At 64.3% G+C, this 23,690-nt stretch carries 24 protein-coding genes; 11 read left to right on the top strand and 13 right to left on the bottom strand.

Going from position 1 to position 23,690, the window contains the following annotated elements; genetic code table 11:
* Positions 1-53: 53 nt before the first annotated feature.
* Positions 54-560 carry a universal stress protein gene (locus HMI59_RS00505; protein ID WP_193592472.1) on the top strand — a complete coding sequence of 169 codons (507 nt, stop codon included), beginning with the start codon at positions 54-56 and terminating at the stop codon, positions 558-560.
* A 353-nt stretch (positions 561-913) separates the two neighbouring features.
* On the opposite strand, the gene HMI59_RS00500 is transcribed toward HMI59_RS00505, so the two are convergent.
* Genes HMI59_RS00500 through HMI59_RS00485 form a run of 4 tightly spaced genes read right to left on the bottom strand, consistent with a single transcriptional unit; the run spans position 914 to position 5,969 of the window.
* Complete coding sequence (locus HMI59_RS00500; protein ID WP_166186192.1) at positions 914-2,305, bottom strand: GntP family permease; 1,392 nt, start codon at positions 2,303-2,305, stop codon at positions 914-916.
* Positions 2,306-2,327: 22 nt separating this feature from the next.
* A complete protein-coding gene (locus tag HMI59_RS00495; RefSeq protein WP_193592471.1) occupies positions 2,328-2,963 on the bottom strand; it encodes a bifunctional 4-hydroxy-2-oxoglutarate aldolase/2-dehydro-3-deoxy-phosphogluconate aldolase in 636 nt (211 codons plus the stop codon).
* Positions 2,960-4,615, bottom strand: a complete 1,656-nt coding sequence (locus HMI59_RS00490; protein WP_193592470.1) for an amidohydrolase family protein — start codon at positions 4,613-4,615, stop codon at positions 2,960-2,962. Before HMI59_RS00490 ends, HMI59_RS00495 begins: the two co-directional genes overlap by 4 nt.
* Positions 4,616-4,622: 7 nt before the next feature.
* Complete coding sequence (locus HMI59_RS00485; RefSeq protein WP_193592469.1) at positions 4,623-5,969, bottom strand: alanine racemase; 1,347 nt, start codon at positions 5,967-5,969, stop codon at positions 4,623-4,625.
* 232 nt (positions 5,970-6,201) lie between these two features.
* Here HMI59_RS00485 and HMI59_RS00480 point away from each other — a divergent pair, with 232 nt between their 5' ends.
* The 3 genes from HMI59_RS00480 to HMI59_RS00470 are packed head-to-tail and all read left to right on the top strand — an operon-like array spanning position 6,202 to position 8,376.
* A complete protein-coding gene (locus HMI59_RS00480) occupies positions 6,202-7,209 on the top strand; it encodes a sugar kinase (RefSeq protein ID WP_193592468.1) in 1,008 nt (335 codons plus the stop codon).
* Complete coding sequence (locus HMI59_RS00475) at positions 7,169-7,975, top strand: IclR family transcriptional regulator (RefSeq protein WP_193592467.1); 807 nt, start codon at positions 7,169-7,171, stop codon at positions 7,973-7,975. Before HMI59_RS00480 ends, HMI59_RS00475 begins: the two co-directional genes overlap by 41 nt.
* Positions 7,972-8,376 carry a RidA family protein gene (locus HMI59_RS00470; protein ID WP_166186198.1) on the top strand — a complete coding sequence of 135 codons (405 nt, stop codon included), beginning with the start codon at positions 7,972-7,974 and terminating at the stop codon, positions 8,374-8,376. Before HMI59_RS00475 ends, HMI59_RS00470 begins: the two co-directional genes overlap by 4 nt.
* Positions 8,377-8,719: 343 nt before the next feature.
* Here HMI59_RS00470 and HMI59_RS00465 read toward each other — a convergent pair whose 3' ends face one another.
* Positions 8,720-10,033 carry an LssY C-terminal domain-containing protein gene (locus HMI59_RS00465; protein WP_193592466.1) on the bottom strand — a complete coding sequence of 438 codons (1,314 nt, stop codon included), beginning with the start codon at positions 10,031-10,033 and terminating at the stop codon, positions 8,720-8,722.
* A gap of 229 nt (positions 10,034-10,262) precedes the next feature.
* Here HMI59_RS00465 and treS point away from each other — a divergent pair, with 229 nt between their 5' ends.
* Entirely contained in the window at positions 10,263-12,572 is a 2,310-nt protein-coding gene (gene treS / locus HMI59_RS00460; RefSeq protein ID WP_227471482.1) for a maltose alpha-D-glucosyltransferase, read from the top strand.
* Between the two features lie 56 nt (positions 12,573-12,628).
* Here treS and HMI59_RS00455 read toward each other — a convergent pair whose 3' ends face one another.
* A complete protein-coding gene (locus tag HMI59_RS00455; RefSeq protein ID WP_193592465.1) occupies positions 12,629-13,306 on the bottom strand; it encodes a hypothetical protein in 678 nt (225 codons plus the stop codon).
* On the bottom strand, positions 13,303-13,761 hold the full coding sequence (locus HMI59_RS00450; RefSeq protein WP_193592464.1) for a hypothetical protein: 459 nt from the start codon (positions 13,759-13,761) through the stop codon (positions 13,303-13,305). The genes HMI59_RS00455 and HMI59_RS00450 overlap by 4 nt, the downstream gene beginning before the upstream one ends.
* A 195-nt stretch (positions 13,762-13,956) precedes the next feature.
* On the opposite strand from HMI59_RS00450, the gene HMI59_RS00445 reads away from it, so the two are divergent.
* A complete protein-coding gene (locus HMI59_RS00445) occupies positions 13,957-15,219 on the top strand; it encodes a helix-turn-helix transcriptional regulator (protein WP_193592463.1) in 1,263 nt (420 codons plus the stop codon).
* A gap of 2 nt (positions 15,220-15,221) precedes the next feature.
* Here the strand turns inward: HMI59_RS00445 and HMI59_RS00440 are convergent, their stop codons facing one another.
* The 3 genes from HMI59_RS00440 to hxlB form a co-directional block, all read right to left on the bottom strand.
* Positions 15,222-16,208: a glucose-6-phosphate dehydrogenase assembly protein OpcA gene (locus HMI59_RS00440; protein ID WP_193592462.1), complete on the bottom strand. Its 987-nt coding sequence runs from the start codon at positions 16,206-16,208 to the stop codon at positions 15,222-15,224.
* An 81-nt stretch (positions 16,209-16,289) separates the two neighbouring features.
* Positions 16,290-16,913: a 3-hexulose-6-phosphate synthase gene (hxlA, locus tag HMI59_RS00435; RefSeq protein WP_193592461.1), complete on the bottom strand. Its 624-nt coding sequence runs from the start codon at positions 16,911-16,913 to the stop codon at positions 16,290-16,292.
* Between the two features lie 52 nt (positions 16,914-16,965).
* Positions 16,966-17,568 (bottom strand): 6-phospho-3-hexuloisomerase, encoded by a 603-nt coding sequence (gene hxlB / locus HMI59_RS00430; RefSeq protein WP_193592460.1) that lies wholly within the window; start codon positions 17,566-17,568, stop codon positions 16,966-16,968.
* A gap of 201 nt (positions 17,569-17,769) precedes the next feature.
* Between hxlB and HMI59_RS00425 the strand changes: the two genes are divergently transcribed.
* Genes HMI59_RS00425 through HMI59_RS00415 form a run of 3 tightly spaced genes read left to right on the top strand, consistent with a single transcriptional unit; the run spans position 17,770 to position 20,811 of the window.
* Positions 17,770-18,132, top strand: coding sequence for a metal-sensitive transcriptional regulator (locus tag HMI59_RS00425; protein WP_021473288.1), 363 nt, complete (start codon positions 17,770-17,772; stop codon positions 18,130-18,132).
* Positions 18,133-18,181: 49 nt separating this feature from the next.
* Positions 18,182-18,415: a heavy-metal-associated domain-containing protein gene (locus HMI59_RS00420; protein ID WP_021473289.1), complete on the top strand. Its 234-nt coding sequence runs from the start codon at positions 18,182-18,184 to the stop codon at positions 18,413-18,415.
* 8 nt (positions 18,416-18,423) lie between these two features.
* Positions 18,424-20,811, top strand: coding sequence for a cation-translocating P-type ATPase (locus HMI59_RS00415; protein WP_193592458.1), 2,388 nt, complete (start codon positions 18,424-18,426; stop codon positions 20,809-20,811).
* Positions 20,812-20,895: 84 nt separating this feature from the next.
* On the opposite strand, the gene HMI59_RS00410 is transcribed toward HMI59_RS00415, so the two are convergent.
* The gene (locus HMI59_RS00410; RefSeq protein WP_193592457.1) at positions 20,896-21,168 is read right to left on the bottom strand and encodes a DUF2277 domain-containing protein; all 273 of its coding nucleotides are present in this window, start codon (positions 21,166-21,168) and stop codon (positions 20,896-20,898) included.
* Positions 21,169-21,328: 160 nt separating this feature from the next.
* Between HMI59_RS00410 and HMI59_RS00405 the strand changes: the two genes are divergently transcribed.
* Positions 21,329-21,592 (top strand): WXG100 family type VII secretion target, encoded by a 264-nt coding sequence (locus HMI59_RS00405; RefSeq protein WP_021473292.1) that lies wholly within the window; start codon positions 21,329-21,331, stop codon positions 21,590-21,592.
* Positions 21,593-21,639: 47 nt separating this feature from the next.
* On the opposite strand, the gene HMI59_RS00400 is transcribed toward HMI59_RS00405, so the two are convergent.
* A complete protein-coding gene (locus HMI59_RS00400) occupies positions 21,640-22,638 on the bottom strand; it encodes a DMT family transporter (RefSeq protein WP_193592456.1) in 999 nt (332 codons plus the stop codon).
* A gap of 89 nt (positions 22,639-22,727) precedes the next feature.
* Here HMI59_RS00400 and HMI59_RS00395 point away from each other — a divergent pair, with 89 nt between their 5' ends.
* Positions 22,728-23,276 carry an ABATE domain-containing protein gene (locus HMI59_RS00395; protein ID WP_021473294.1) on the top strand — a complete coding sequence of 183 codons (549 nt, stop codon included), beginning with the start codon at positions 22,728-22,730 and terminating at the stop codon, positions 23,274-23,276.
* 58 nt (positions 23,277-23,334) lie between these two features.
* Here HMI59_RS00395 and HMI59_RS00390 read toward each other — a convergent pair whose 3' ends face one another.
* A complete protein-coding gene (locus HMI59_RS00390) occupies positions 23,335-23,682 on the bottom strand; it encodes a hypothetical protein (RefSeq protein WP_021473295.1) in 348 nt (115 codons plus the stop codon).
* Positions 23,683-23,690 lie beyond the last annotated feature (8 nt).

Here is a 23,690-nt window from a genome sequence, read left to right as displayed (position 1 = left end):
AGTTGGGGGCCGGGGAGCCTGTTCAAGGGCAGGCCGCAGCGCAACAATAAGGTATGGTCGGCGAAGAATTCAGCGGACGCATTCCATTGGTTGTAGGGGTGCTGCCGGATCAGCACGTGGAGGTCCTGCAGACGGCCCGCGCACTGGCCGAGCAACTCGGCGTGCCCCTGGTCTGCGCATATGTGGACGAGGCGAGTTACCTCGTGGAGTGGGATCCGTCGCGGGAGACCCACAGGATGTCGCTGCACCCGGAGAAGGACGACGAGGACGTGGCCGCCATCCGGAACGACCTCGGCAAGGAAATCGCAGAAGCCATGGAGGGCGGCTCGGCAGACTGGACCTTGCGGCTTCTGGCAGGTGACCCGGCCCGGGCCCTGGGCAGGCTGGCCGAGGACATCAAGGCTTCAATGATCATCGTCGGCACTCCCGAGCCCGGGCTTGGGCACCGGATTTCTGAGGCATTGAACGGTTCGGTGGCCGCGTGGTTGAGCCATCATCAGCGCCGTCCGGTGTTGATTGTGCCGCAGAAAAAGCGGCCGGATCACACGCCGGGAAAATAAAGCGAAAGTACTAATTCCAAGTGGTGGCAATGCCGTCACACCCAACGTAGAGTTGTTACTGCAGGTCAGCGGAAGCGCCTGCCACAAAGCTGCTCCGGAGTGCGTATCCCCCAATAACGCACTCCGGAGCTTTTGTTTAACCAGCTGAACCAGCGTGGCGTCGGCGGGATCGCGTGCCGTCACAACCGACATTGAAGCCAAAACGGCCCCGACACGCCGTTTTTGGGGCGGGTCGGGGCCGTTTCGCAGCCAAAGCAGGTGGTGGCGGCACGGGACCGCGGGAAGTACGACGCCGGCACCCACCGCAGGCGCGGCGGCTCACCAAGCGCGGCACCCACCGCAGGCGCGGCGGCTTACCTCACGAACGTGTACAGCAGGGCCGCCATGCCGAAGCCCACAATGGACAGGACGGTTTCCAGGACGGTCCAGGTTTTCAGGGTGTCCTTCACTGACATGTTGAAGTACTTGGAGATGATCCAGAACCCGCCATCGTTGACGTGGCTGGCGATGATGGAGCCTGAGGAGATGGCCACAACAATCAGGGCGAGCTGCGGCTGGCTGTATCCGGAGGCGAGGCTCGGCGCGAGGATGCCACCGGTGGTCACGATCGCCACCGTGGCCGATCCCTGTGCGATGCGCATGCCGGCGCTGATCACGAAGGCCGAAAGGATGATGGGAAGGCCCGCCTGGGACAATGTGTCCGCAACAGCCTTGCCGACGCCGGTGGCTGAGAGGACTGCCCCGAAGAACGCGCCGGCACCGACCACCAGCAGGATCATGCCCACGGGCCGCAGTGAGGACCCGGTGATCTCGCTTAGTTCGGCGGCGGTCATGCCGCGGCGGATGCCCAGGAGCCACATGGCCAGGAGCACGGCAACGGTCAGCGCAATGGCCGGGTTGCCGAAGAACTGGAGGGTGTCGCGGAAGGCGCCGGCCGGGGCGAAAATGTTGCCGAAGGTGCCGCCGAGGATGAGGATCATCGGCAGGCCGATGGCCAGGAGAACCAGGCCAATGGAGGGTTCGTGTCCGCGGGCGGTGTCCGCCTCTTCGATGATGCGGTCCTCGGGAACGTGGACCATCACACGCTTCCCGATCCACGTGCCCCACAAAATACCGGAGGCGAACCAGGCCGGGATGCCGCAGATGAGGCCCATGAGGATGATCCAGCCGAGGTCCACGTGGAACAAGCCGGCCGCAGCAACGGGTCCGGGGTGCGGGGGAAGGAAGGCGTGGGTCACGGAGAGGCCGGCCAACAGCGGCAGGGCATAGAGCGCGAGGGACTTGCCGCCGCGGATCGCCGCAACGTACACCAGCGGCGCGAGCACGAAGATGCCGATATCGAAGAACACGGGGATGCCCAGCACAAAGCCGGTGATACCCATCGCGAGCGGCGTTCCCTTCTCCCCGAAGATCTTCACCAGCCGGCCAAGGAGCACCTCGGCACCGCCGGACCGTTCGAGGATCGCGCCAAGGACGGTACCCAGGCCGATGATCACCGTGATGTGCCCGAGGATTCCGGCGAAGCCCTTTTCGATGAGGGCGTCGCTGCTCTTGGTGGCCGATCCCACCAGGGCCTCCACCGAGATGCCGCCCACCAGGGCCACCAGCACGCCGGTTCCCACCAAAGCGATGAACGGTTCGAGTTTGACCTTGATGATCAGGAACAGGAGGAGCGCAATGCCGGCGCCTGCCAGGAGGAGCAGGCCGGCGGTATCGTGCCGCAGCCAGTCGAGGAATTCATTCATGGACGTGTCTTTCCGGGTAGTCCTACTTGAGGGTGCCTGTGAAGGCGGCGGCACGGGCCGCGATGTCTGCCCAGTCGCCGGCAGCAACTGCCGCTGGCGGTACTACGCTGGTGCCGCAGCAGACTGCGGCAGCACCGGCGTCGAGGTAGCTCTTGGCGTTGGAGGCGTCGATGCCCCCGGAGGGCAGCAGTCGGATTCCCGGGAAGGGTCCTTGCAGGTCCTTCAGGTAGGCGGGTCCGAGCTGGCGGGCAGGGAAAATTTTGACGGCGGCCGACCCCAAATCGAGAGCCTGGGCGATCTCGGTGGGGGTCATGGCGCCGAGGCTGAACGGGACACCGGCGGCGGTTGCGACGGCGGCTACCTCGGGCCGAAGCCCGGGCGTCACCAGGAACTTCGCACCGGCGTCGATCGCAGCGCGCGCTTGGTCACCGGTCATGACCGTGCCGATCCCGACGGCGGCACCATGGTCCGCTGCCGTTTCCGCCGCGCGTTGGACGTGCTTGAGCACGTCAGGCGTGGTGAAGGTCAGTTCGACGCTGCGGATGCCGCCGTCGGCCAGCGCCCGGCACAGCTCGGCAGCGTCCGTGATGGACGGCGCGCGGACCACCGCCAGGGTGCGGTCGGCCTCGAGCTGATGGATGAATTCTTCGGGGGTCATTGCTTTCCTTCTCGGTTGATTCCGATTTCCCGGGTGAGGCCGTCACGGTGCCGGCGGAGGGCGCGACCGGCACGTGCGCCGGTGGGCCGGCCGCCGTCGATCGCAGCCGTTCCGTTGACGAACACGTAGTGGATGCCGCTGGCGGCTTGGCGGGGATTGTCGAAAGTGGCTTCGTCGCGGATGGTTTCCGGATCGAAAAGTACGACGTCGGCGGCGAACCCTTCGCGGATCAGTCCCCTGTTGCGGAGCTTGAGTCGTGCGGCAGGCCGGCCCGTCAGGTGGTGGACCATGTCCTCGAGACTCAGCAGTCCGAGGTCGCGTGAGTAGTGGCCGAGGTAGCGCGGGAATGTGCCCCACGCCCGCGGGTGGGGCTTGGCGCCGACCAACAGCCCGTCGCTGCCGCTGGTGTGCGTGCGGTGCTTCATGATGGTTTGGACATTTTCTTCGTGGCCCACGTGCTGCAGGATTCCGGTGCCCAGGCGGTCATCGGTGAGGATGCGGGCGAACACATCGAACTCTTCCTCTCCTGTTTCCGCGGCGATGTCCTTGATGGTCCGGCCCACGTAGCCTGCGAGCGCAGGGTTTTGGACGCCGCTGATTTCCAAGGTGTCCCATTCGGCCACAACCCCGTGGCAGCCGTCCGAACCGTAGATCTCCACGGTTTCGCGGATGCGTGCCCTCGTGGCGGGGTCGGATAGGCGTGCAAGGGTTGCTTCCGTTCCTCCCGCGGATGCCCAACCGGGAAGGATCGCGCTCAGCGTGGTGGCGCCGGGAAGGTAGGGGTAGGTGTCCAGGGTGATGTCCGCACCTTCATCGAGTGCGGAGTCGATCAGGTCCAGGAGTTCCCCGGCACGGCCTTTGTTCTCGGCAAAGTTCATGGTGGCGTGGGACAGATGCAGGGCACATCCGCTGTGCCGGCTTAGGTCGATCATCTCGGCATAGGCGCCCAGGGCATTCTTGCCGTAGGAGCGGTGGTGCGGGGCGTAGAACCCTCCCAGTTCACCGACAACCCGGCACAGTCCGGCCAGCTCTTCCGTTGTTGCGTACATGCCCGGGGTGTAGGTGAGCCCGGAGGACATCCCCACGGCGCCTTCCTCCATCGCGGCGCGGACAACACCCTGCATCCGCTGCTGTTGTTCCGGGGTGGGATCACCTTCGTCGAAGCCCATCACCATGGCCCGCACGGTTCCTTGCGGCACGAGGTAGGCGGCGTTGGTGGCGATCCTCCCGCCGGAATCTTCAGCGTCCAGGCGGTCCAGGTACTCGCCGACGCTGCGCCAGTTCCAGTCGAAATTCGCCGGGTTGCCGTTCCAGCCGGCGATCTTCTCCCGAACGCCTGCCAATGTTGCATCGTCCACGGGTGCGTAGGAGAGCCCGTCCTGGCCCAGCAGTTCAGTGGTGACGCCTTGGCTGAGTTTGGCGTAGTGGTCCCGGTTGACCAGCAGCTGGAGGTCGGAGTGGGCGTGCATGTCAATGAAACCGGGGCTCAGAACCAGGCCGTGCGCATCGATGACGCGATCCGCTCCGGCAGCGGTGAGGCTGCCGGCGTCGGCCACCTCTGCGATCACGGAACCGTCCAGCAAGACGTCCGCTGCACGGCGCTCCGCTCCGCTTCCGTCCACCACCGTGGCGTTGCTGATGAGGGTCTTCATGGGATTCCTAGAAGAAGGTATGGATAAGGTCGACGACGGTCAGGTCGGCCGGGCTGCCGGCGTCGGCACTGCTGCCGGTGCCGCTGCTGCCGCCGGTGCTGCCGTTATCCGCCAGGACCGGAATGACGGTCCACTTGTCGAAGGCGGTGCAAGGGTGCGAGAGGCCCAGGCGCACGACGTCCCCGGGTGTGACCGTGACGTTTGCGGGGTAGGCCATGAAGCAGTGCTGGTCGTTGATGGCCGTGATCCTGGCGCCTTCCAGCTGCTCCATCGCTCCCCCGAGGGCCGGTCCAATGAGTTGGGGCTCGGGGAATCCTTCGTCGAACGGCAGGTCACGCTTGCCGGCGTCGAGGATGGCCAGGCCGGGTTCGGGCTGGGAGACCACGCGTGCCCAGCCGTGCATGCCGGCGCGGAACGGCTGATCCCCTTCGCGGGAAAACGGGGAGATGCCCCGGTAGAAGCCGTCATCATGAACGATGTACGCGCCGCTGCGGATCATGAGGTCCACTGTGGGATGGCCCGTCCCGGATCCCGTACCCACGCAGGGCGAAAGCACGGAGACAACGTCATCGAAGTACGCGCTGCCGCCCGCCGTGATGATCACCGAGTCCGAGCCGTACAGTCCCGACGCCAGGAGTTCCTCGTGAAGCAGCCGCATAGTGGCGAGGTAGCCGCGGACAGCTGCCAGTCCGGCGTCGTCCGCTGTGTGCGCAAGGGCGCCCTCGTAGCCGCTGACACCAACCAACCGCAGGTGCTGTGAGTCGCGAACAGCCCGCGCAACGTCCATGGCGGCTTCCACGCTGCGCGCCCCGGTCCGGCCGCCGTGCCCGCCGAGTTCCACCATGACGTCCAGGACGGCGTCGGTGCCGGCGAGGGTTCCCTCGATCAACGCGACCGTCGCCACCGAATCCACCCAGGACAGGATGGTGGCATCCGCTGCCGCCACCCACCTGATGGCCTGCGGGTCGGTGAGGCTGTTCGCGAGCAGGAGGTTGCGGACGCCGAACTCCTCCGCGACCCGGAGCTGCGCATAGTTGGCCAAGGTTATCCCCCACGCACCGCGCTTGAGCTGCTCGGCCCAGAGCTGCGGGGACATGGTGGTTTTGCCGTGCGGGGCCAGGAGGACTTCGTGGTCGTCGCACCAGGCGGCGAGGCGGTTGGCGTTGGCTTTTAACGCCCGCGCATCCAGCGTCAGAAGGGGCGTTTGGAGCTCGGCGAGAGTGTGCTTCGCGGCCAGGAACTCTGCATGGGAGGTCCCGTTCGCCGATGCGGGGACGGCCTTGTGCCGCCAGTCGAGCCGAAGGTCGGCCAAGCCCGCGACGGCGGCCGCCGAGATGGCTTCTGAGGTGTTCACGCTTTCATTTCCCTTCGCGATGCTGCGTTGTGGGGTTTACGGGAGGGATATTTTGCACGCGTTGCGTATTTTGCAACGCTGGTTGCAAACCTGCAATGATATGTCTAACATGGTGGCGGATTGAGAGTCAAGGCCACGGCACGCCCTGCGGAGCCCCTCAAACCGCCGCGGATCGCCCTGGCTGCGGCCCCTGGCACCGCGAAAAAACGCACTGATTGGATACGGGAGTTACATGCTGTCTGCTGTATGTCTTGGCGAAACCATGGCCATGCTGACCCCTGCCCAAGGTGTTCCCCTGCACTTGGCCTCCGAACTCCACTGCGGGATCGGCGGCGCAGAATCGAACGTCGCTATGGGACTGGCCGCCATGGGACTGCAGACCCACTGGGTCAGCCGCGTAGGCAACGACGGCTTCGGCCTGCGCATCCTCAATGAGTTGAAGGACCACGGCGTGGACGTCTCCGGCGTTGAAGTGGACTCCGTGCGGCCCACCGGCGTGTACGTGAAGGTTCCCGCCCGGGATTCAAACCCCGACGCCGGAAGCTCGGTTCTGTACTATCGGCAAGGTTCCGCCGCCTCGGCCATGGGACGCGAAACACTCGCCAACCCGGCCGTCGCTTCCCTCCTGGACCAGGCCCGGCTGATTCACCTCAGCGGGATAACTGCTGCGCTCTCCCCCGGCTGCCTGGACATGCTCGAGGTACTACTGACGGGACCGCGGGACGGCCGGACCATCAGCTTCGACGTGAACTGGCGGGCATCCCTTTGGGATGGACAGGACCGCGGTGTCCTGCAGCGGCTGGCGAACCTCGCCGACGTCGTGCTGGTCGGGAAAGACGAGGCCGAACACGCCTTCGGAACCACCGACGAAGCCCAACTCCGACGGCTCCTGCCGGATCCCGACGTCCTGGTCATCAAGAACGAGGCCATCAGCGCCATATCGCTCAACCGGAACGGCACCCGGGTGGAGGTTCCCGCGCTGTCCGTCGCCGTCGTCGAGCCTGTGGGTGCCGGCGACTCCTTTGCTGCCGGTTACCTTAGCGGCCTGCTGTTCGGCCTGGACCAAAAAGCCAGCCTGCGCCGCGGCCATGTTGCAGCCGCTTGCACGCTGACCGTCCATGGCGACCGCGGCCCGTTGCCGCCCGCAGGCGAGTTGGCTGCCATCCTCGATTCCTCGGACAGCGATTGGGCTGCTATCCATGGTGAAGGCGGACATTTCAACACCAGGACCGGAGCGTGACACTTTGAGCCAGAGCCTTCTGCGGGCGATCGACCTGCTCGGCGAACTCGCCGCGAAACCAGCTACCTTGGACGAACTTTCGTCGAAGGCTTCCGTGCACAAAACCACGGTGATGCGGTTGCTGCACGCCCTCGAGGAAAAGCGCATGGTGGTCCGCGACGACGACCAGCGCTTCATGCTCGGTTCCAAGCTGTTCGAGCTGTCTTCGCTGGCCCTTGAACAGCGGGACATCCGCAAGGTTGCCCACCCGCACCTGGCGGAATTGAACGGCCGCACCGGCCACACCGTGCACCTCGCGGCATTCGAAGGGAACGAGGTGGTGTACATCGACAAATTTGAATCCCACCACCCGGTCCGCATGTACTCACGCATCGGCCTCACTGCATCGCTGCACTCGGCCGCCGTGTCCAAAGTCCTCCTCGCAGACATGCCCCGCAGCCGGCAAGAGAAGATCGCCGCGGGTTTGGACTACGTAAAAGTCACCGAAAACACCCTGACCTCCCCCGAGGCCCTGCTGGCCGAACTGGAGCAGGTCAGGGAACAAGGCTGGGCCCACGACAACGCCGAGCACGAAGCCTTCGTGCACTGCATCGCGGCCCCCATCCGCGACGCCAGCGGATCCGTTGTTGCCGCAGCCTCTTGTTCGGTACCGGTAGTGATGCTCAGCTATGAAGGCTTGCTTGAGCTGCTGCCCGACCTCAAAGCCAGCACCGAGGCCATCTCCAAGGACCTCGGCTGGATCAGCCACGAAAGGAACCCAGCATGAGTGACAAGAATGTAGTACTGACCGAGAACGCACCCGCACCCGCCCACGTTTTCTCCCAGGGCGTCAAGAAGGGCGGCATGTTCCAGGTTTCCGGCCAGGGCCCCATGGACCCGGCAACCAACCAGTACATCGGTGAAGGCGACGTCCGCGTCCAGACCCGACGCACCCTGGAAAACGTCAAGGCCATCCTCGAAGCCGGCGGATCCTCCGTTGAAGAAGTCCTGATGTTCCGCGTATACCTCACCACCCGGGACGATTTCGCCGCCATGAACGAGGTCTACGGCGAATTCATCCGCGAGAACGTCCCCAGCGGCCTGCTGCCCAGCCGCACCACGGTGTTCGTCGACCTGCCGCACGAGGTCATGCTGGTGGAAATCGACGCCCTGGCAGTCACTGCCTAACCCCTCTTGACCGATCGCTCTCCCACATCCCCACCCGTTTGACCGACCCCTCTCCCACATCCCCACCCGTTTGACCGATCCCTCTCCCACATCCCCACGGGAAACGCCGACGGCGGCACGTGGGTACCGCCGTCGGGGTCCGGGCAGTGGGCCCCACGGCGGCGTACCGTCGCGACCTACTTTGCCCGGGGCATACGGCCAACACGCCGTCCGTTCGCTCGATTCCGCCGCGCCTGGACGTCAAAGTGGGTCGTGGCCGCACGGGCCCGCACGTGCAGGAACGGGGATGTGAGAGAGCAACTCCGAAAAATGATCGGGATGTGAGAGAGCAACGCCGGGCGGTTCAGGGGGTCAGGCGTTTCGGGGCCACGCCCGGCGGGACCGCGGGGACTCTCTGCCGCTTCGCATAGACCCGGGCGCGCTGGCTGGACAGGGCCAGGAGCACCAGGATGTCGGTGGCAAGGCCCGGAAGCCCGGCTTCGAGCGTGATGCTGGTGCTGCCCGTGGAAGCATCGATGGCCTGCACCAGGATCGATAGTGAACTCAGGCCCATCGCGATCACCCGGGCCGCATTGCTGCCAAGGAAAATCCGCCAGGCCAGGAAAACCTCCCCCAGCCCGAAGACCAACACAACGATCCCCAGGAACGTGAGCACCGCCGTCGTGGTTTCCGGATCGGCCGCACCGTCATCAAGGGTGACGTCCGAGAAATCGCCTGAAGACGTCAACAACGTGACGGCGAGCGCGAGCGCCGCAACCGCCCTGACCACCACAAGGTCAGCGCCCACAATGGTTGGTGCCGGACGGCGGTCGCGGCTGTCCGTGTTCTTCGGTCCGTCGGCTTCCGCGACGGGAACGCCGCGGGCGTCGACGACGGGAAGGTCGCCGTCCGTGGAAATGGAATCGCCGCCACCATTGCGCGAGTGGTACCCCGTTGAGAAGTCCTTGATCACGTGGACGCGGACGGCGGGTTCGGCTTCGGAGACTGTCCGGACGATGTGGTCACGCTCGACGTCGGTATTCTGCTCAATCTTGTGGGTGATCTGAAGCGTGAACAGGGAGAAACCGACGCTGCGGTCGTACGTTCCGGCGGCAAGCCAATCCACTGTGTGGCCGCCGGGGAGCATCCACCCGTCGGGGCAGCGCCAGAAGCGGACGTGATGCCGTTTGCCGGGATTATTGTCCACCTCCTGCTGGTAGGCGAAGTCCTGTTGCCGATCGAAGAGGTAGAGGGGACTAACCGGTGCCTGGGTGTAGCTCTGGCGAAGGATGGTTGAACTGATGATGCGGCGGCTGCTGGCAAAGGTCACATCGTCCGCGATGGTCCAGCCCGCGCGGTGCATGATGGCATGGATCTGGCGTTCGGCACCGAGGAGGGCAACGTTCACGGGGTCCCCGAGGAGTCCGTCACTGGTCCGGGCCCGGCCGATGAAGTAGCCCGGAACGTAGATCGTGGTCAGGATCCGGTGGAGTCGGGGAAGTAACAGGTATGCCAAAAAGGCCCAGAAGAGGAACCAGGACCACAATTGTCCCCAGCCAAGCTGGAAGCTCTCCCCGGCCAGCAGGAAGGCCAGCCACACCGCCGATGCCCCGGCCAGGACAAAGAAGGCGTGATCTATCCAGCTGTCACCAGGCTGTTGCTCCATTGCCTTGTACATCGGCCCCCTCCGAAATAGCACACATCCGGTCCGCGCTCATGTCACACCCCTTAAGCTTGGTCCGCGATGCCTTATCTGTACACAAACAACCAGTATTCGGCTTGGGGTCGACAAACGTTGAGGTGCTCCGACTAGCATGAATACTCCCGGGCTGCCCGGGTACGTGTCCTCTTGAGCAAGCCCTCGAAAGGCCGGCGCCAAGCGCGCGGGCCGCGTAAAGGAGAAGACTGTGCAGGAGCCGAAAGTCAGCGACGATGTATCCGACATGAAGCATGTTGCCGGAGATTCCACGAAGTTGAATGAGTCATCGAACGGCACAAGCCGGGAAGAGACGGTTGAAGAAACCGAAGTCCCGGAAGTCTCCTTTGACGAGCAGTTCTACCCCGCGCGGCCCAAGGCGCTGAGGCCCGTAGCCCGCCGTCGCCAGTTCTTCGCCGCGCGCCCCTCCCTTGAGTTCGACGGGCTGAATAAGACATACGTTGATTGGCTTCGCAACCAGTCGATGCTGGGAGATGCCAACACCATGGCGCGTCAGTTGTCCGGCCAGGCGAGCATGTGGCAAAACGCCTATGCCCGGCCGAACCCGAGGGCTGCCGTGGAGAAGGCCCCGGTCTGGTTCACGGCCTACCCTCTTTCCTTCATCACCAAGGAAAAGCAGTCCTTCCTTGCCGCCCTGGGGGACCCCGAGCTGTGGGAGGCATTCCGCGAGATCGGCATTCGGGGCCTGCACACCGGACCCGTGAAACTGGCTGGCGGCATCAGCGGTTGGTCGCAAACACCCAGCGTTGACGGGCACTTCGACCGCATCAGCATGGCAATCGATCCGGCCTTCGGAACGGAAGAGGAATTCCGCCGGATGTGCGAGGTGGCGGCGGATCACGATGGCACTGTCATTGACGACATCGTTCCGGGCCACACCGGAAAGGGCGCCGATTTCCGGCTCGCCGAGATGAACTTCAGGGACTACCCCGGCATCTACCACATGGTGGATATTCCCGAAGAGGACTGGCACCTGTTGCCCGATGTTCCTGAAGGAAAAGACTCCGTGAACATCAGCCCCGAGGCAGAACAGGCCCTGCAGAAAGCCGGTTACATCATCGGCCGCCTGCAGCGTGTGATCTTCTACGAACCTGGCGTCAAGGAGACCAACTGGAGCGCCACGCGTCCGGTGGCAGATACCACGGGCAAGGTCCGGCGCTGGGTGTACCTGCACTACTTCAAGGCCGGGCAGCCCTCCATCAACTGGCTGGACCCGACGTTCGCGGGAATGCGTTTGGTTGTGGGCGACGCCCTTCACTCGCTGCTTGACCTCGGCACCGGTGCCCTTCGCCTTGATGCCAACGGGTTCCTGGGCGTGGAAAAGAGTGCCGAAGAGCAACCGGGGTGGTCTGAGGGCCACCCGTTGTCCGAGGCCGCCAACCAACTCATCGGTTCCATGATCCGCAAGGTAGGCGGGTTCTCGTTCCAGGAACTCAACCTCACCATCGACGACATCAAGGCCCAATCGGAGGCCGGCGCCGATCTGTCCTACGACTTCATCACGCGCCCGGCCTACCATTACTCCCTGGTCACGGCCGACACCGAGTTCCTCCGCCTCACCCTGCGTTTGGCCATGGAGATCGGGGTTGACCAGGCTTCGTTGGTCCATGCCCTCCAGAACCACGATGAACTGACGTACGAGCTCCTGCACTTCGCTGCCGGCCACCGTGAGGACATATTCGAACTCGGCGGCGAGGAACTCACCGGCGCGGAGGTGGCGGAGAAGGTTCAGCAGACCCTCCGCGATCGCCTCACCGGTGAGAGTGGTCCGTACAACGCGCTCTTCACCACCAACGGCATCGCGTGCACCACGGCAAGCTTCATCATGGCAACCCTCGGCATTCCGGACCCTGAGGCCATGACTCCGGAGCAGGAGGCACAGGTCCGCGATGTCCACGTGCTCATGTCCATGTACAACGCGCTGCAGCCGGGCGTCTTTGCCCTGTCCGGATGGGACCTGACAGGCATCATCGCCCTGCCGCGCGACGTCGTAGGCGAACTGACCGCGCAGGGCGACACCCGTTGGATCAACCGCGGCGCCCACGACCTCATGGGCACCCGCCCGGATGCGGCCAAGTCCGCGGCAGGGATGCCCCGTGCCCGGAGCCTCTATGGTTCGCTGCCGGAGCAGCTCAAGGATCCCAACTCCTACGCGCGCCGCCTGCAGGAGATCCTGCGGGTGCGCGAGAGCTCCGGAATTGCCACGAGCGTGCTCCTGGATGTGCCGGAGGTCTCCAACCGCGCCCTCCTGGTGCTGGTCAACCAACTCGGCGACGGCAGTCTCGAGGTCACGGTCCTGAACTTCTCCGACCAGGAGATCGCCGGCAGCATCCAGTCCCCGCATCTGGTCCCTGGTTCAGTGGTCCATGACCTCTTCAGCAGTGAGGACGTCGGCCATGTGGACGACCTCCACAGCTTCTTCCTGGAGCTCGGCCCGTACCAAGGCACCGCGCTGGTACTGCGGGAACCGGAACCTGCCGAGGAGGAACAGGCAGAGTAAGGGCACGACGGCGGTGGGGCGGCGGCGGTTTCCAGGCGCCGCCGTCGCGGTCTCGCTCAGCCGTGGTTGCGACGGAACTCCCAGGAACTGAAGAGCAACCAGATCAGCCACACGCCCAGGAGGATCAGAGCGCCAGGTATCAGGGCCGTTGGTGCAAGCTCCCTCCCTTCGGGGAGGAGCCCGAACCCGAGCCAGACAGCTGCCGCTACTACGCCCAGGTTAATGGCGTCGGCAAGCAGGTCGGTTGTTTTGTGACGGACCAGCTTGCTGACCAGCCCCACGACCATGATCGCCACAATTGCGGCGCCCATGCCCAGCGGATAGGGGCTGAAGCCGGGCACCAAATCCTGGGCAGCAGTCCACGCCATAAAACCGATCAACCCTGCGAAGAGTGCGACGGACTTCAAGAGGGCCGCGGCAATGGTCAGTCCGGGCGTCCGCCGGTCCACGTCGTGCCGTCTCCGGGGTATGTAGTCCCACGCACCCCGGGTGACCTTGGAGCCAACCCACCCGGCGGTCACCACCAACACCAGAGGAACCAGCACCGGGGTGACGTAATTGTTGCTGACCGCCCACAGGCCCGCCAAAAGGGCGGTGTACACCTGAGGCGTGGCGACAATTCCCAACGCCCAGCCCACCAGGAACTCCTTCCGGGCCTCCGGCAGGTCAAGGGGATGCACCCGGAACTTGATGCTGGGATCAGGCAACTGGACCTGTTCTTCAAGGGGATTCATGTTGTTCTCCATGGGACCTGCTCGATGTAGGGCGGGCGAAGGCCAGGCCTCGCGATTTCGTATACCTTTTGCCGCGCTACGCCGAGTTCGCCGGCCACCGTCACGGCACTATATTCGTCCAGGAGTTCGGCTACGGCCATCGACCTGACCCCGGACGCGCGCGAGTTCAAATGGGCCGCGAGGATTCCCACTTCCGCCGAGAGCAGCGCGACCGCCAGGGGACCCCCGAACGCGTCCGCCCAACCGTGGCGGCCGCTGGCTGCAGCAGCATAGAGGGCATCACCCCCGTCCGCCAGGACTGCCCTGACCTGCTCCGGGCCTATCCCTTGTTCGGCAAATCGCCTGGCCGCTGTTTGCCGGGATCCGTCACCGTCCGTGCGGTGCAGAAGGACCGCCCGCCACTGCTCGTCCAGGAGCGCTCCCTGGTTGCTGTCACCCCCGGGTTGACTCTTCATGGACCCAAGCTTGATCCCTGCTTGATAAATTGTCAACCCCCGGGTGACAAGATGTCAGCCCGACGGCAGTCGCCCTCGCACAGGGCACGACGGCGGAACGCGTCTAGGTGCCGACGCCAAGTTTGGCTACACTTTCGGGCAGGATGTGTCAGTACCCGGTCGCCTATCCGACTGACGAAACAACAAGGACGTTCCATGCCTGAGCCCGAACTTCCGTGGCCGTTGCTGCGCGCTGTAGCTGCACTGGCCGATGCGCCCTTGGCGGAGATTGCCGAGCGGCTGCGGGATGCCCTTCTTCCAACGTTCGGCTGCAGCGCTTTGGTGATCTTTACCGAGGACTGCACTGGCCGGCCGCAGAAGAAGGCGGGCGCCGAGGAGATCACTTCCCGCGTGTCCATTGCAGAGCTTGACGTTCTCCGTGGTGCGCTGCCCGGCGAGGCACCCTGGCTGGGGGCAGCCGATATCGCAGGGCAAACCCGGCAGCTGCTCGCCCTACGGCATGGACCCAGCAATGCCCTTCTTGTGTTGACGGATCCCAAGCTTGCAGAACCGGAACCCGGGTTCGGACTGTTGGAGTACCTGTGGGATCTCACGGCCAAGCGCATACGCGAAAAAGTCGCGGATGCACCGCCGTCGTACTTGCTTGAATCACGGGCGGCCTCGGCCGAGCGGGTGCGGGTCACGGCGGAACTGACGGACCTCCACTCGACCACTTTGGAGACCTTGCTCGCGGCCTTGCGGTCGAACGCGTTGGACGACGCCACCGCCCGAACGACTGCCACGAACCTCGCAGCGAAGGCCTTGGTGGCGCTCCGTTCATACAGCGACCGCACCACGGATCTGGTGGAAGAGCCGGTTGTCAGGGCTTTTGAACGCTTGCGCGAGGACCTGCGCCCGTTGACGAGTTTCAGCGGAATCGAAGTCCAGTTCATCGAACCGCCGCTCAATGGAAGGGCGCTGCCGGGCGAGGTCGCGCATGCGGCCCGGGCCATTGTCCGCGGGCTGGTGCTGGCAATGATGGAACAGCCGGAGGTGCGCCGCGTCCGCACGCAATGGGATTGTGACGGCGAGAACCTGCTGATCAACGTACGCGACGACGGCGGCGGCGCGCTGACCACCGACGACCCCGGCATTGCGAGGCTGGACCGCCGGGTCCAGGCCCTCACGGGTCAGATGCGGATGGATGTAATGTCGGGCTGGGGCGCGGACGTCTTCGTTTCGCTCCCGCTTGACCTGCCGACGCGGCCGCCCGGAGACGTTGCCGCGTGGAACCTTGCCGCGCGCGAACTGGAGGTGCTCCAACTGCTGGCAGCAGGGCACCGCAACCGCACCATCGCGTCGTCCATGGGGATCAGCGAGAATACGGTGAAGTTCCATGTACGGAACCTTTTCAAAAAGCTCGACGTCGGTTCGCGCACCGAGGCGATCGCACTGGCCCACAGCCGGGGCATGCGGTAAGGCTAACCGACCCTCACCAAAGCGTCATCCCACCTGTCCGCCCCGCTGAGGAGGGCATCCTCGGCGCTGGCCTGGACGTTGGTGAACGCCTCGAAGCTGCGCACCGTGTCCCCGAAGACTTCGTCGGGGTCGAGCCGGCGGAGTTCTTCTGCGAGGCAGTCCTTGAGGCTGCGGCGTGGGAGGGCGATGCGTTGTGCGGGCTGGCCTGGCTGGATGAGTTCAACGATCGAACCCCGTTCCCTGGTCAGGCTGATGGTCCCGGACGGCGTGGCAAGGTGGACCCCGACGAGGCCCGTTCCTGCCTGGCCGGCAACGATCGCCACGGGAACCTGGAGGGCGCGTCCCAACCAGCTTCCGAGCAGCAGGGTGCTTGGGGAATCGCCGTCGCCTTCCACCGTCACTGCGGTGACCTCAACGTCGTCGGACTGCTCCAAAGCCGCAGCGAGTTGGATGCGCCAGTTGGTCAGTCGGGTCCAGGCGAGGTCGGTGTCGCCGGCTTTGTAGGTTCGACGGATGTTCTCCAGGGCCCGGGCGGGGTCCGGTTCGTTCGCGGAGTCGGTGATCCGGCGGTGCGCGATCGCTCCGATGGACGTCTCACACGCGCTTTCCGGTGCCCCGTGCGGCCACCAGGCCACGATCGGGGCGTCCGGGAGCAGCAGCGCAGCCACCAGGGACTCGCTTTCGTGGGCCATCTGCCCGTACCCGCGCAACACGATCACCTCCGACGCGCCCGCGTCGCCACCGACCCGGATCTGCGCGTCCAACCGGTCCGGGGCCTGCGCTCCGGCGTCGGCCAGCACGATGATCCGGCAGGGGTGTTCCCGGGAGGCTTCGTTCGCGGCCTCGATGGCTTCTTCTTCCTGCCCGGACTTGGTCACCACAACCAGCGTCAGCACCCGGCCCAGCGCGATCACCCCGCCCTGCTCGCGCAACGAGCTGATCTTCTTGGAAATCTTCGAGGTGGTTGTATCGGGAAGATCTACGATCATGGCCTTCTCCAGGTTCGTCCGATATGCGAAAGGTGGCGCCCCGCAGTCCAGCTGCGGGGCGCCACCTTGGTGCGGAAGGAATCAGGCGATGGCTGCGCGCAGCTGCTTTGCGGCCAGCGCAGGATCCTCGGCGGAGTAGATGGCGCCACCGGCGACGGCGACGTCGGCTCCCGCCTTCTGCACATCGGCGATGGTCTCCAGCTTCACGCCGCCGGCGACGGAGAACGGAACGCGGGCTTCAGAGCCGGCGCGCAGCAGGCCGTTGAGGTCGAAGCCGGGCTTGGCCTGCTCGTCCAGGCCGGCGTGCATCTCAACGAACTTCGCGCCGAGGGCACGGACTTCCTGTGCACGGGTGACCTTGTCCTCGATGCCAATGAGGTCAACCACAACGCCCTTGTTGTGGGCCTTGGCGGCCTTCACGGCACCGGCGATGGTGGAGTCGTCCGCTGCGCCAAGGACGGTGACCAGGTCGGCTCCTGCCTTGAAAGCGATGTCGGCTTCGAGTTCGCCGGCATCCATGGTCTTGAGGTCGGCGAACACGATCTTGTCCGGGTGGGCGTTCTTGACGGCGGTGATGGCCGGCAGGCCTTCGGCCTTGATCAGCGGCGTGCCGAGTTCAATGATGTCTACGTACTCGGCTACCTGGCCGGCCAGTTCGAGGGCGGCTTCGGTGGTCAGGAGGTCGATGGCAACTTGGAGCTTCATGGGAAGGGACTACTTTCTGTTGTGGTTCTGCTGGAGGGAAATCGGGGTGGCTTTACTCAAGGTTCGCGTGACGCAACCACAGCTTTTCAGCGGGTTGCGCGTCGTTATCCCAGAGGGATTGGAAGATGGTTTCAGTGGCCAGGAAGAGTGCCTGCTCGAACAATGAGCCGGAGTACTGGCGGGTGACGGCGGATCCGTGGTCGGTCTTCTGGGCCGCCGGGATGACCACCACGGAATCAGCCAGACCCGCCAACGGGGAGTCCGGGTTGGTGGTGAACGCTGCGATCCGGGCACCGGCCCGTGCAGCAGTCTCCGCGGCCTTCACGACGCCGGAGGTCGTTCCGGAGCCGGACGCCACCAGGAGGAGATCGCCGGAAGCGATGGCAGGAGTAGTGGTGTCTCCGGCAACGTGGACGGTGAGGCCAAGATGCATCAGCCGCATGGCGGCCATTCTGAGGACCAGCCCGCTGCGACCGGCTCCTGCCACGAAGATCCGCCCGGGGTGTGCCAGGTGGCTGGCTACCCTGGCCAGTTGAAGTTCGTCGATCTTGGCCGCGGTCCCCGTCATCTCGTCTGTGATGAGGGAGAGGTTCCGCACGATATCGGACGAAGTCGTTGATGCAGCGGTCGTGGTGGCGCTTGCTGGCGGGTTCACGGGTTTTCCCTTCGATTCGGTCCCGGCTCGGGGATTCTGCGGAATGCTTGCCTGCTGACAACCATGTTTCCGAATCAAAAGGGGTAGGGTAACGCTATTTTTTGACGGTTCCGCCCATCCTTAAGGATGGGTTCACCGTTTGTGCAAGATACCCCCTGGGGGTACTTGTTTTATACCCCGGAGGGGTATACATTTGATCCCATGAACACGGCAGACCTGAACTACCCGGGATCAGACCTCCCTGCACTGGAGGTTGATCTTGGCCCCACCACGCATGGGTACACGGGCAACAAGGATGCGTATTTGAGGCGCCTGAAACGTATTGAAGGCCAAGTCCGCGGCATCGCGAGGATGGTCGAAGAGGACAAATACTGTATCGACATCCTCACCCAGGTGGCCGCCGCAACCAAGGCCCTCCACGCAGTGAGCCTGGGGCTCGTTGAAGAGCACATCGGCCATTGTGTTGTGGGGGCCGCTTCCGAGCCCGATCCCCAAGCCAGGGCGGAGCAGATCGACGCCAAAGTCAAGGAAGCCACCGATGCCATCGGCCGCCTGCTGCGGTAGCCGGTCAAACCCGCACTACCCCATTCAACTCACCACCAAGGAGCACTTCATGAGCCAGACAATCCAAACCAACGTCAACGTTTCCGGCATGACCTGCGGGCACTGCGTTTCGAGCGTGAGCGAAGAACTTGAAGCACTCAACGGGGTCGAGGAAGTCTCCGTAGACCTGAACCCCGGTGGACTGTCCACCGTGACCATCACCTCCACAAGCGAGCTCTCACCGGCTGAAATCGGTGAAGCGGTCGCAGAAGCCGGCTACGTGGTGGTAGCCAACCAAGCATAGGAGTTCCCTTGACCAACCAGGAGACGTTCCACAAGCCCGATACCCGGGTAGTTGAACTGGACATTGAGGGCATGACGTGCGCGTCGTGCGTCAATCGCGTAGAACGGAAGCTCGGCAAGATCGAAGGCGTCGAGGCCACCGTCAACCTTCCCCTGGAGTCAGCCCACGTCACCGTCCCGTCGACCGTCACGGACCAGCAACTCGTAGACACGGTCAACGCCACGGGCTACAAGGCCACAATCCGCCAACTACCAACCCAACAACCTCGCCACTCCGTCGAAGTGGGGGACATGCAGCAGCATGCGTCCAAGCGAGGTACGGGCGAGCATGCAGAGCATGTCGCCCACAGCGGCGACTTCGGCGCACATGGGGACCACGCCGCACATGGCGAGGCCCCTCACGGGAACCACATGGAGCATGGCCCGGCTGCATCAACCCTGTTTCCCCGTTTGATCATGGCGGCCATCCTCACGGTCCCCGTTTTTGCAATTTCCATGATTCCGGCCTTCCAGTTCCCCAACTGGGGCTGGGTTGTGGCCGCGCTGGCACTCCCGGTGGTGAGCTGGGCTGCGTGGCCGTTCCACCGTGCCGCAGCCATCAATGCCCGGCACTTCGCGTCCACCATGGACACCCTGGTCTCCATCGGTGTGATTGCGGCCTACTTCTACTCCGTCTGGCAGTTGTTCGCAGACCCGCGGATCACCGAGCATCCAGGCATGGAGGGCATGTCCGGCGGGCTGTACTTCGAGGTCGCCGCAGTCGTCACCACGTTCCTGCTCCTCGGCCGCTACCTGGAGGCCAACGCCAAGGCGAAGGCAGGAAATGCCCTCAAGGCCCTGCTGAACCTCGGCGCCAAGGACGCAACCATCCTCGTGGACGGCAGGGAACAGAAAGTTCCGGCGGACCAGCTCCAAGTGGGGGACATCTTTGTGGTTCGCCCTGGTGAGAAAGTCGCCACTGACGGCGTCGTAGCGGAGGGTTCTTCCGCCGTCGATGCGTCCTTGGTGACCGGCGAATCGGTTCCTGTCGAAGTCGGACCGGGAAGTCCCGTCACCGGCGCCACCATCAACGCATCCGGGCGGTTGCTTGTCCGGGCCACCCGGGTGGGGTCGGATACCACCCTCGCGCAGATGGGCCGCTTGGTCAGCCAGGCGCAAACGGGCAAGGCGCCCATCGCCAGGCTCGCAGACCGCATCAGTTCCGTGTTCGTGCCGATCGTCCTGATCATCGCCGTTCTGACGTTTGTACTGTGGGTGGTTTTCAGCGGAGACCTCAACGCGTCGTTTACTGCCGCTGTGGCAGTCCTCGTGATTGCCTGCCCCTGCGCCCTCGGCTTGGCCACTCCGGTTGGCCTGCTCACGGGAACCGGCCGCGGCGCCCAGCTGGGCATCCTCATCAAGGGCCCCCAAGTCCTTGAAGACACCCGCCATGTGGACACCATCCTCCTGGACAAGACGGGCACCGTGACCAGCGGCAAGCTTGCCGTGGACCACACTATTGCGCTCAACGGCCAGGCCGAAGAGGACGTACTGCTGCTTGCCGGTGCCGTTGAGGCCGCGTCGGAGCATCCCATCGCCCACGCCATAGCTGCCGCCGCCAAGGAAGCAATGCCCGACGCCGGCCTCATGCCACGCGTGGAAGGCTTCACTTCCGCTCCCGGAGGTGGAGTCAAGGGCACCGTTGCGTTGAACGGAGCCCGTAAGTCGGTTCTTGTTGGCCGCACCGGCTGGCTGGAGGAGAACGGCGTGAAGCCCACGCCAGCCCAGCAGGAAACCTTCGCGGAGCAGGAACGTGCCGGAGCCACGGCCATCTGGGTCGCGTTGGATGGTCAAGCTGCGGGAATCATCAGCCTGACTGACACCATCAAGCCCGGTTCAGCGGACGCCATCCGCAAGCTCAAGGAGCTGGGAATCCGTCCCATGCTCCTGACCGGAGACAATGCGGCCGTGGCCGCTCAGGTTGCCGACGCCGTCGGGATCGCACCGGATGATGTCTTTGCCGGTGTCTTGCCGGAAGGCAAGGTCGAAGCCGTCAGGAAGCTCCAAGATGCCGGTGCCACCGTTGCGATGGCAGGAGACGGCGTGAACGACGCTGCCGCACTGGCCCAGTCTGATTTGGGCATAGCCATGGGGTCCGGCACCGACGTCGCCATTGAAGCATCAGACCTGACCGTCATGGGGAGCGACTTGAACCAGTTGGTGCAGGCCATAGAGCTTTCACGGAGGACCTTGTCCACCATCAAAACCAACCTGTTCTGGGCGTTCTTCTACAACGCGATCGGCATCCCGGTGGCTGCCCTTGGCCTGCTGAACCCGATGATCGCCGGCGCGGCCATGGCAGCCAGCTCCGTCCTGGTTGTCGCGAACTCGCTCAGGCTGCGTTCCTTCGGGAAGTAACCCCCAACTGACTGTCAGTTGTTGTTGTTCTGAGCCCCCAGAACAACAACAACTGCCAGCTACTTGGGGATACCGGGGCCCGGGCTAGGCCGTTCCAAAGCGGACGGCGGCCCGGGCCTTAGCCTTGGCCGCTTCCACTTCACGGTTCTTCGCGGGGCCGTGGCTCACCATCGAATCAAGCAGGTGCTGCGTAATGTGTGCGATCTGGTGAACAGCCTCTGCGAAGGCCTCCTCGTTGGCCTTGGACGGCTTGGTGGAGCCACTGATCTTGCGCACATATTGAAGGGCAGCAGCCTCAACTTCGGCCGACGTGGCACGCGGTTCAAAGTTATGCAGGGTCCGGATATTTCGGCACATAAACCCATGCTAGCCATGGGCAGGGCTCTATGGGGAGGGGTGCCCATCGACCGTCCCGCGATTCCCGGGATAGGTTTTATTCATTGGATCTTCCGGATGAGCCGGAGGCCGCTGGGGATGCCGAAGAGCTCGGGTCCGAAAAGAATGAAGGAGATATCTCATGGCTATTTGGGGTGCAGACGTTGATCAGCTTCGCCAGCTCGGTAACAAGCTGAAGGCCGGCGCAGAGACCATCGAGCAGCAGCGCTCACAGCTGAAGGGCGCACTGGACGGCACCGACTGGAAGGGCCCGGACGCTGACAAGTTCCGCGGCGAGTGGGACAGCCAGCACGCTTCCAGCCTCAAGAAGGTTGCCGACGCACTTCGCGACGCCGGCGCACGCGCTCAGAAGAACGCCGAGCAGCAGCAGCAGGCTTCCAACTAAGACAGTTGGGAAAGGCCCGGACGCCACGGCGTCCGGGCCTTCGCCTGTTAAGGACCAGGGACCGGCTCGACGTCGTTCGCGTGGTCAAGGACGCGCTCCGCCATCGGGTCTATTCGGACAGCCCGCTTGTCGCCCCGCAGTTCATCCACCCGGACCAACACCACACCGCCCACAATCAGCAGGCCGCCCAGCAACTGGATGGATCCGGGCAGCTCGCCCAGCAGCAGCCAAGCCCACAGCACGGCGAAAAGTACTTCCGTCAGGGACACGAACGACGCCACCTTGGATCCGAGGCTACGGGCAGCCATGATGCCGGAGACGTATGCGAGCACGGTTGCCAGGATCACCAAGCCGCCCACCGAAACCCACCATGGGGTCTTCCAGGGTCCGAGCGAGGTGTTGGCCGTGCTGAAGGTCATGGGCAGCAGGCCTACAGCTCCCACCAGCCACATGACCACCGCGCCCACAACCAGGCCACCCGAAGCCAGCACCAGCGGCGGCAAGGTGTCATTCTCCTTGGCAGTGATGAAGAAATAGATGACCAGGCACACGGCTGCGGCCATGCCCCACAAGACACCGATGAAGTCCACCTTCACGGAACCGGTCAGGTCCAGCACCAGCACCAGCCCCGCCAGGGAGAGCAGGGCTCCGGCAGCAGTGAGGGCGCGTGGCCGGCGTCGGCTGGAAATCCAGAGCCACAGGACGATCATCACCGGCGCCAGGTACTCCAGCAGGAGCGCAACGCCCACAGACAGGCGTGCCACTGCGTTGAAGTAGAAGAGCTGGCAGCCGGCAACGCCGATCAGGCCGAAAAGCAGGATGGTGAGCCAGTTGTCCTTGAGTTGGTGCCAACGGCCGCGAAGAACCACGACGGCGGGAATCAGCAGGATGAGGGCAGCGCCACTGAGCCGCACGGCAACGGCGGCCCCGGGAGACCAGCCGGTCTCCAGCATCGACTTGGCGAAGGATCCGGAAGTGCCGAACACTGCCGAGGAAATGATGGCGATGCCAAGTCCGGATGCCAGGAATCCTTTTGCATCAGCCATGGTCCTTGTTGCTGACACAGCAGCCTCCTGTCAGGAGTAAAGTGGGCTTATGGTCATGACAGTACTCCCCCAGCATGTAAGGAGTCAAAGTGCTTTTTGCGCCTGACACCGAGGTTGCCCTCCGCAGTGTCGTCAACCTGATCAACACCGCCGCCAACGGAGAGGACTCGCTGGCCACCGTAGAGGACCTTGACGCTTTCCTGGATGCCGAAGGCTTCTCCGGTTCGCGCACCAGAACGGCCGCTGAGTTGCGCAGCGTAAAGCGCCTCCGGGGTGAGCTCGCAGCACTCTGGAGTGCCGATGAGGACACCGCTGCCAAAGCCATCAACAAACTCCTCGCCGACGCCAAGGCCCTCCCCCAGCTCGTCAAGCACGATCAATGGGACTGGCACCTCCACGCCACCACCCCGGAAGCTCCGCTGGCGGATCGCATGGGCACGGAAGCCGCCATGGCAATCGTCGATGTGATCCGGAGCAAGGAGATGGAGCGGATGCGCCTCTGCGCAGCGGAAGACTGCGACGCCGTGGTCCTGGACCTCAGCCGCAACCGTTCAAAGCTCTACTGCGACACCGGAAATTGCGCCAACCGGACCCACGTCGCAGCGTACCGGGCCCGGAAAGCCGCCGAGGGCGACTAGCCTTCACCCCACCCCAACAAAAAAGCGCTCCCCCACCAAACGGGAGGAGCGCTGGAACCTAGTGTCCGCCGTCGTGCGTTTCCGGCGTATCAGGCGAGTCCGGCGAACCCGGACGGCCCTGCGGCCGCTTGGAACTGAGGTTGACGCCCGAACCCTTGCCGAGGTGTTCGGCGTTCTCCTTGTAGCTCATGGACAGCATCGCAGCCACCACGAGGCTCACAATGAAGGCGATGCCGGCGCCGGTGAAGGCGAGGTCGAACCTCGGAGCCTTTGCGCTGCCGCCCGAGGCGAAGATCAGTACGGCGACGAACGCCAAAACGGCAAAGAATGCGGAGAAGACAAGCGGTCCCTTGACCGAAGTCCGCATCTTGCGCGGTTCTCCTGGTGTCTGGTCAGCCACGGTCATTCCTCCAA

The organism is Paenarthrobacter sp. YJN-5 (assembly GCF_015040095.1).
In the GTDB taxonomy this organism is placed as follows: domain Bacteria; phylum Actinomycetota; class Actinomycetes; order Actinomycetales; family Micrococcaceae; genus Arthrobacter; species Arthrobacter ureafaciens.
Note: the sequence above shows the minus strand (reverse complement) of the source record. Positions and strands in the feature narration are given on the sequence as shown.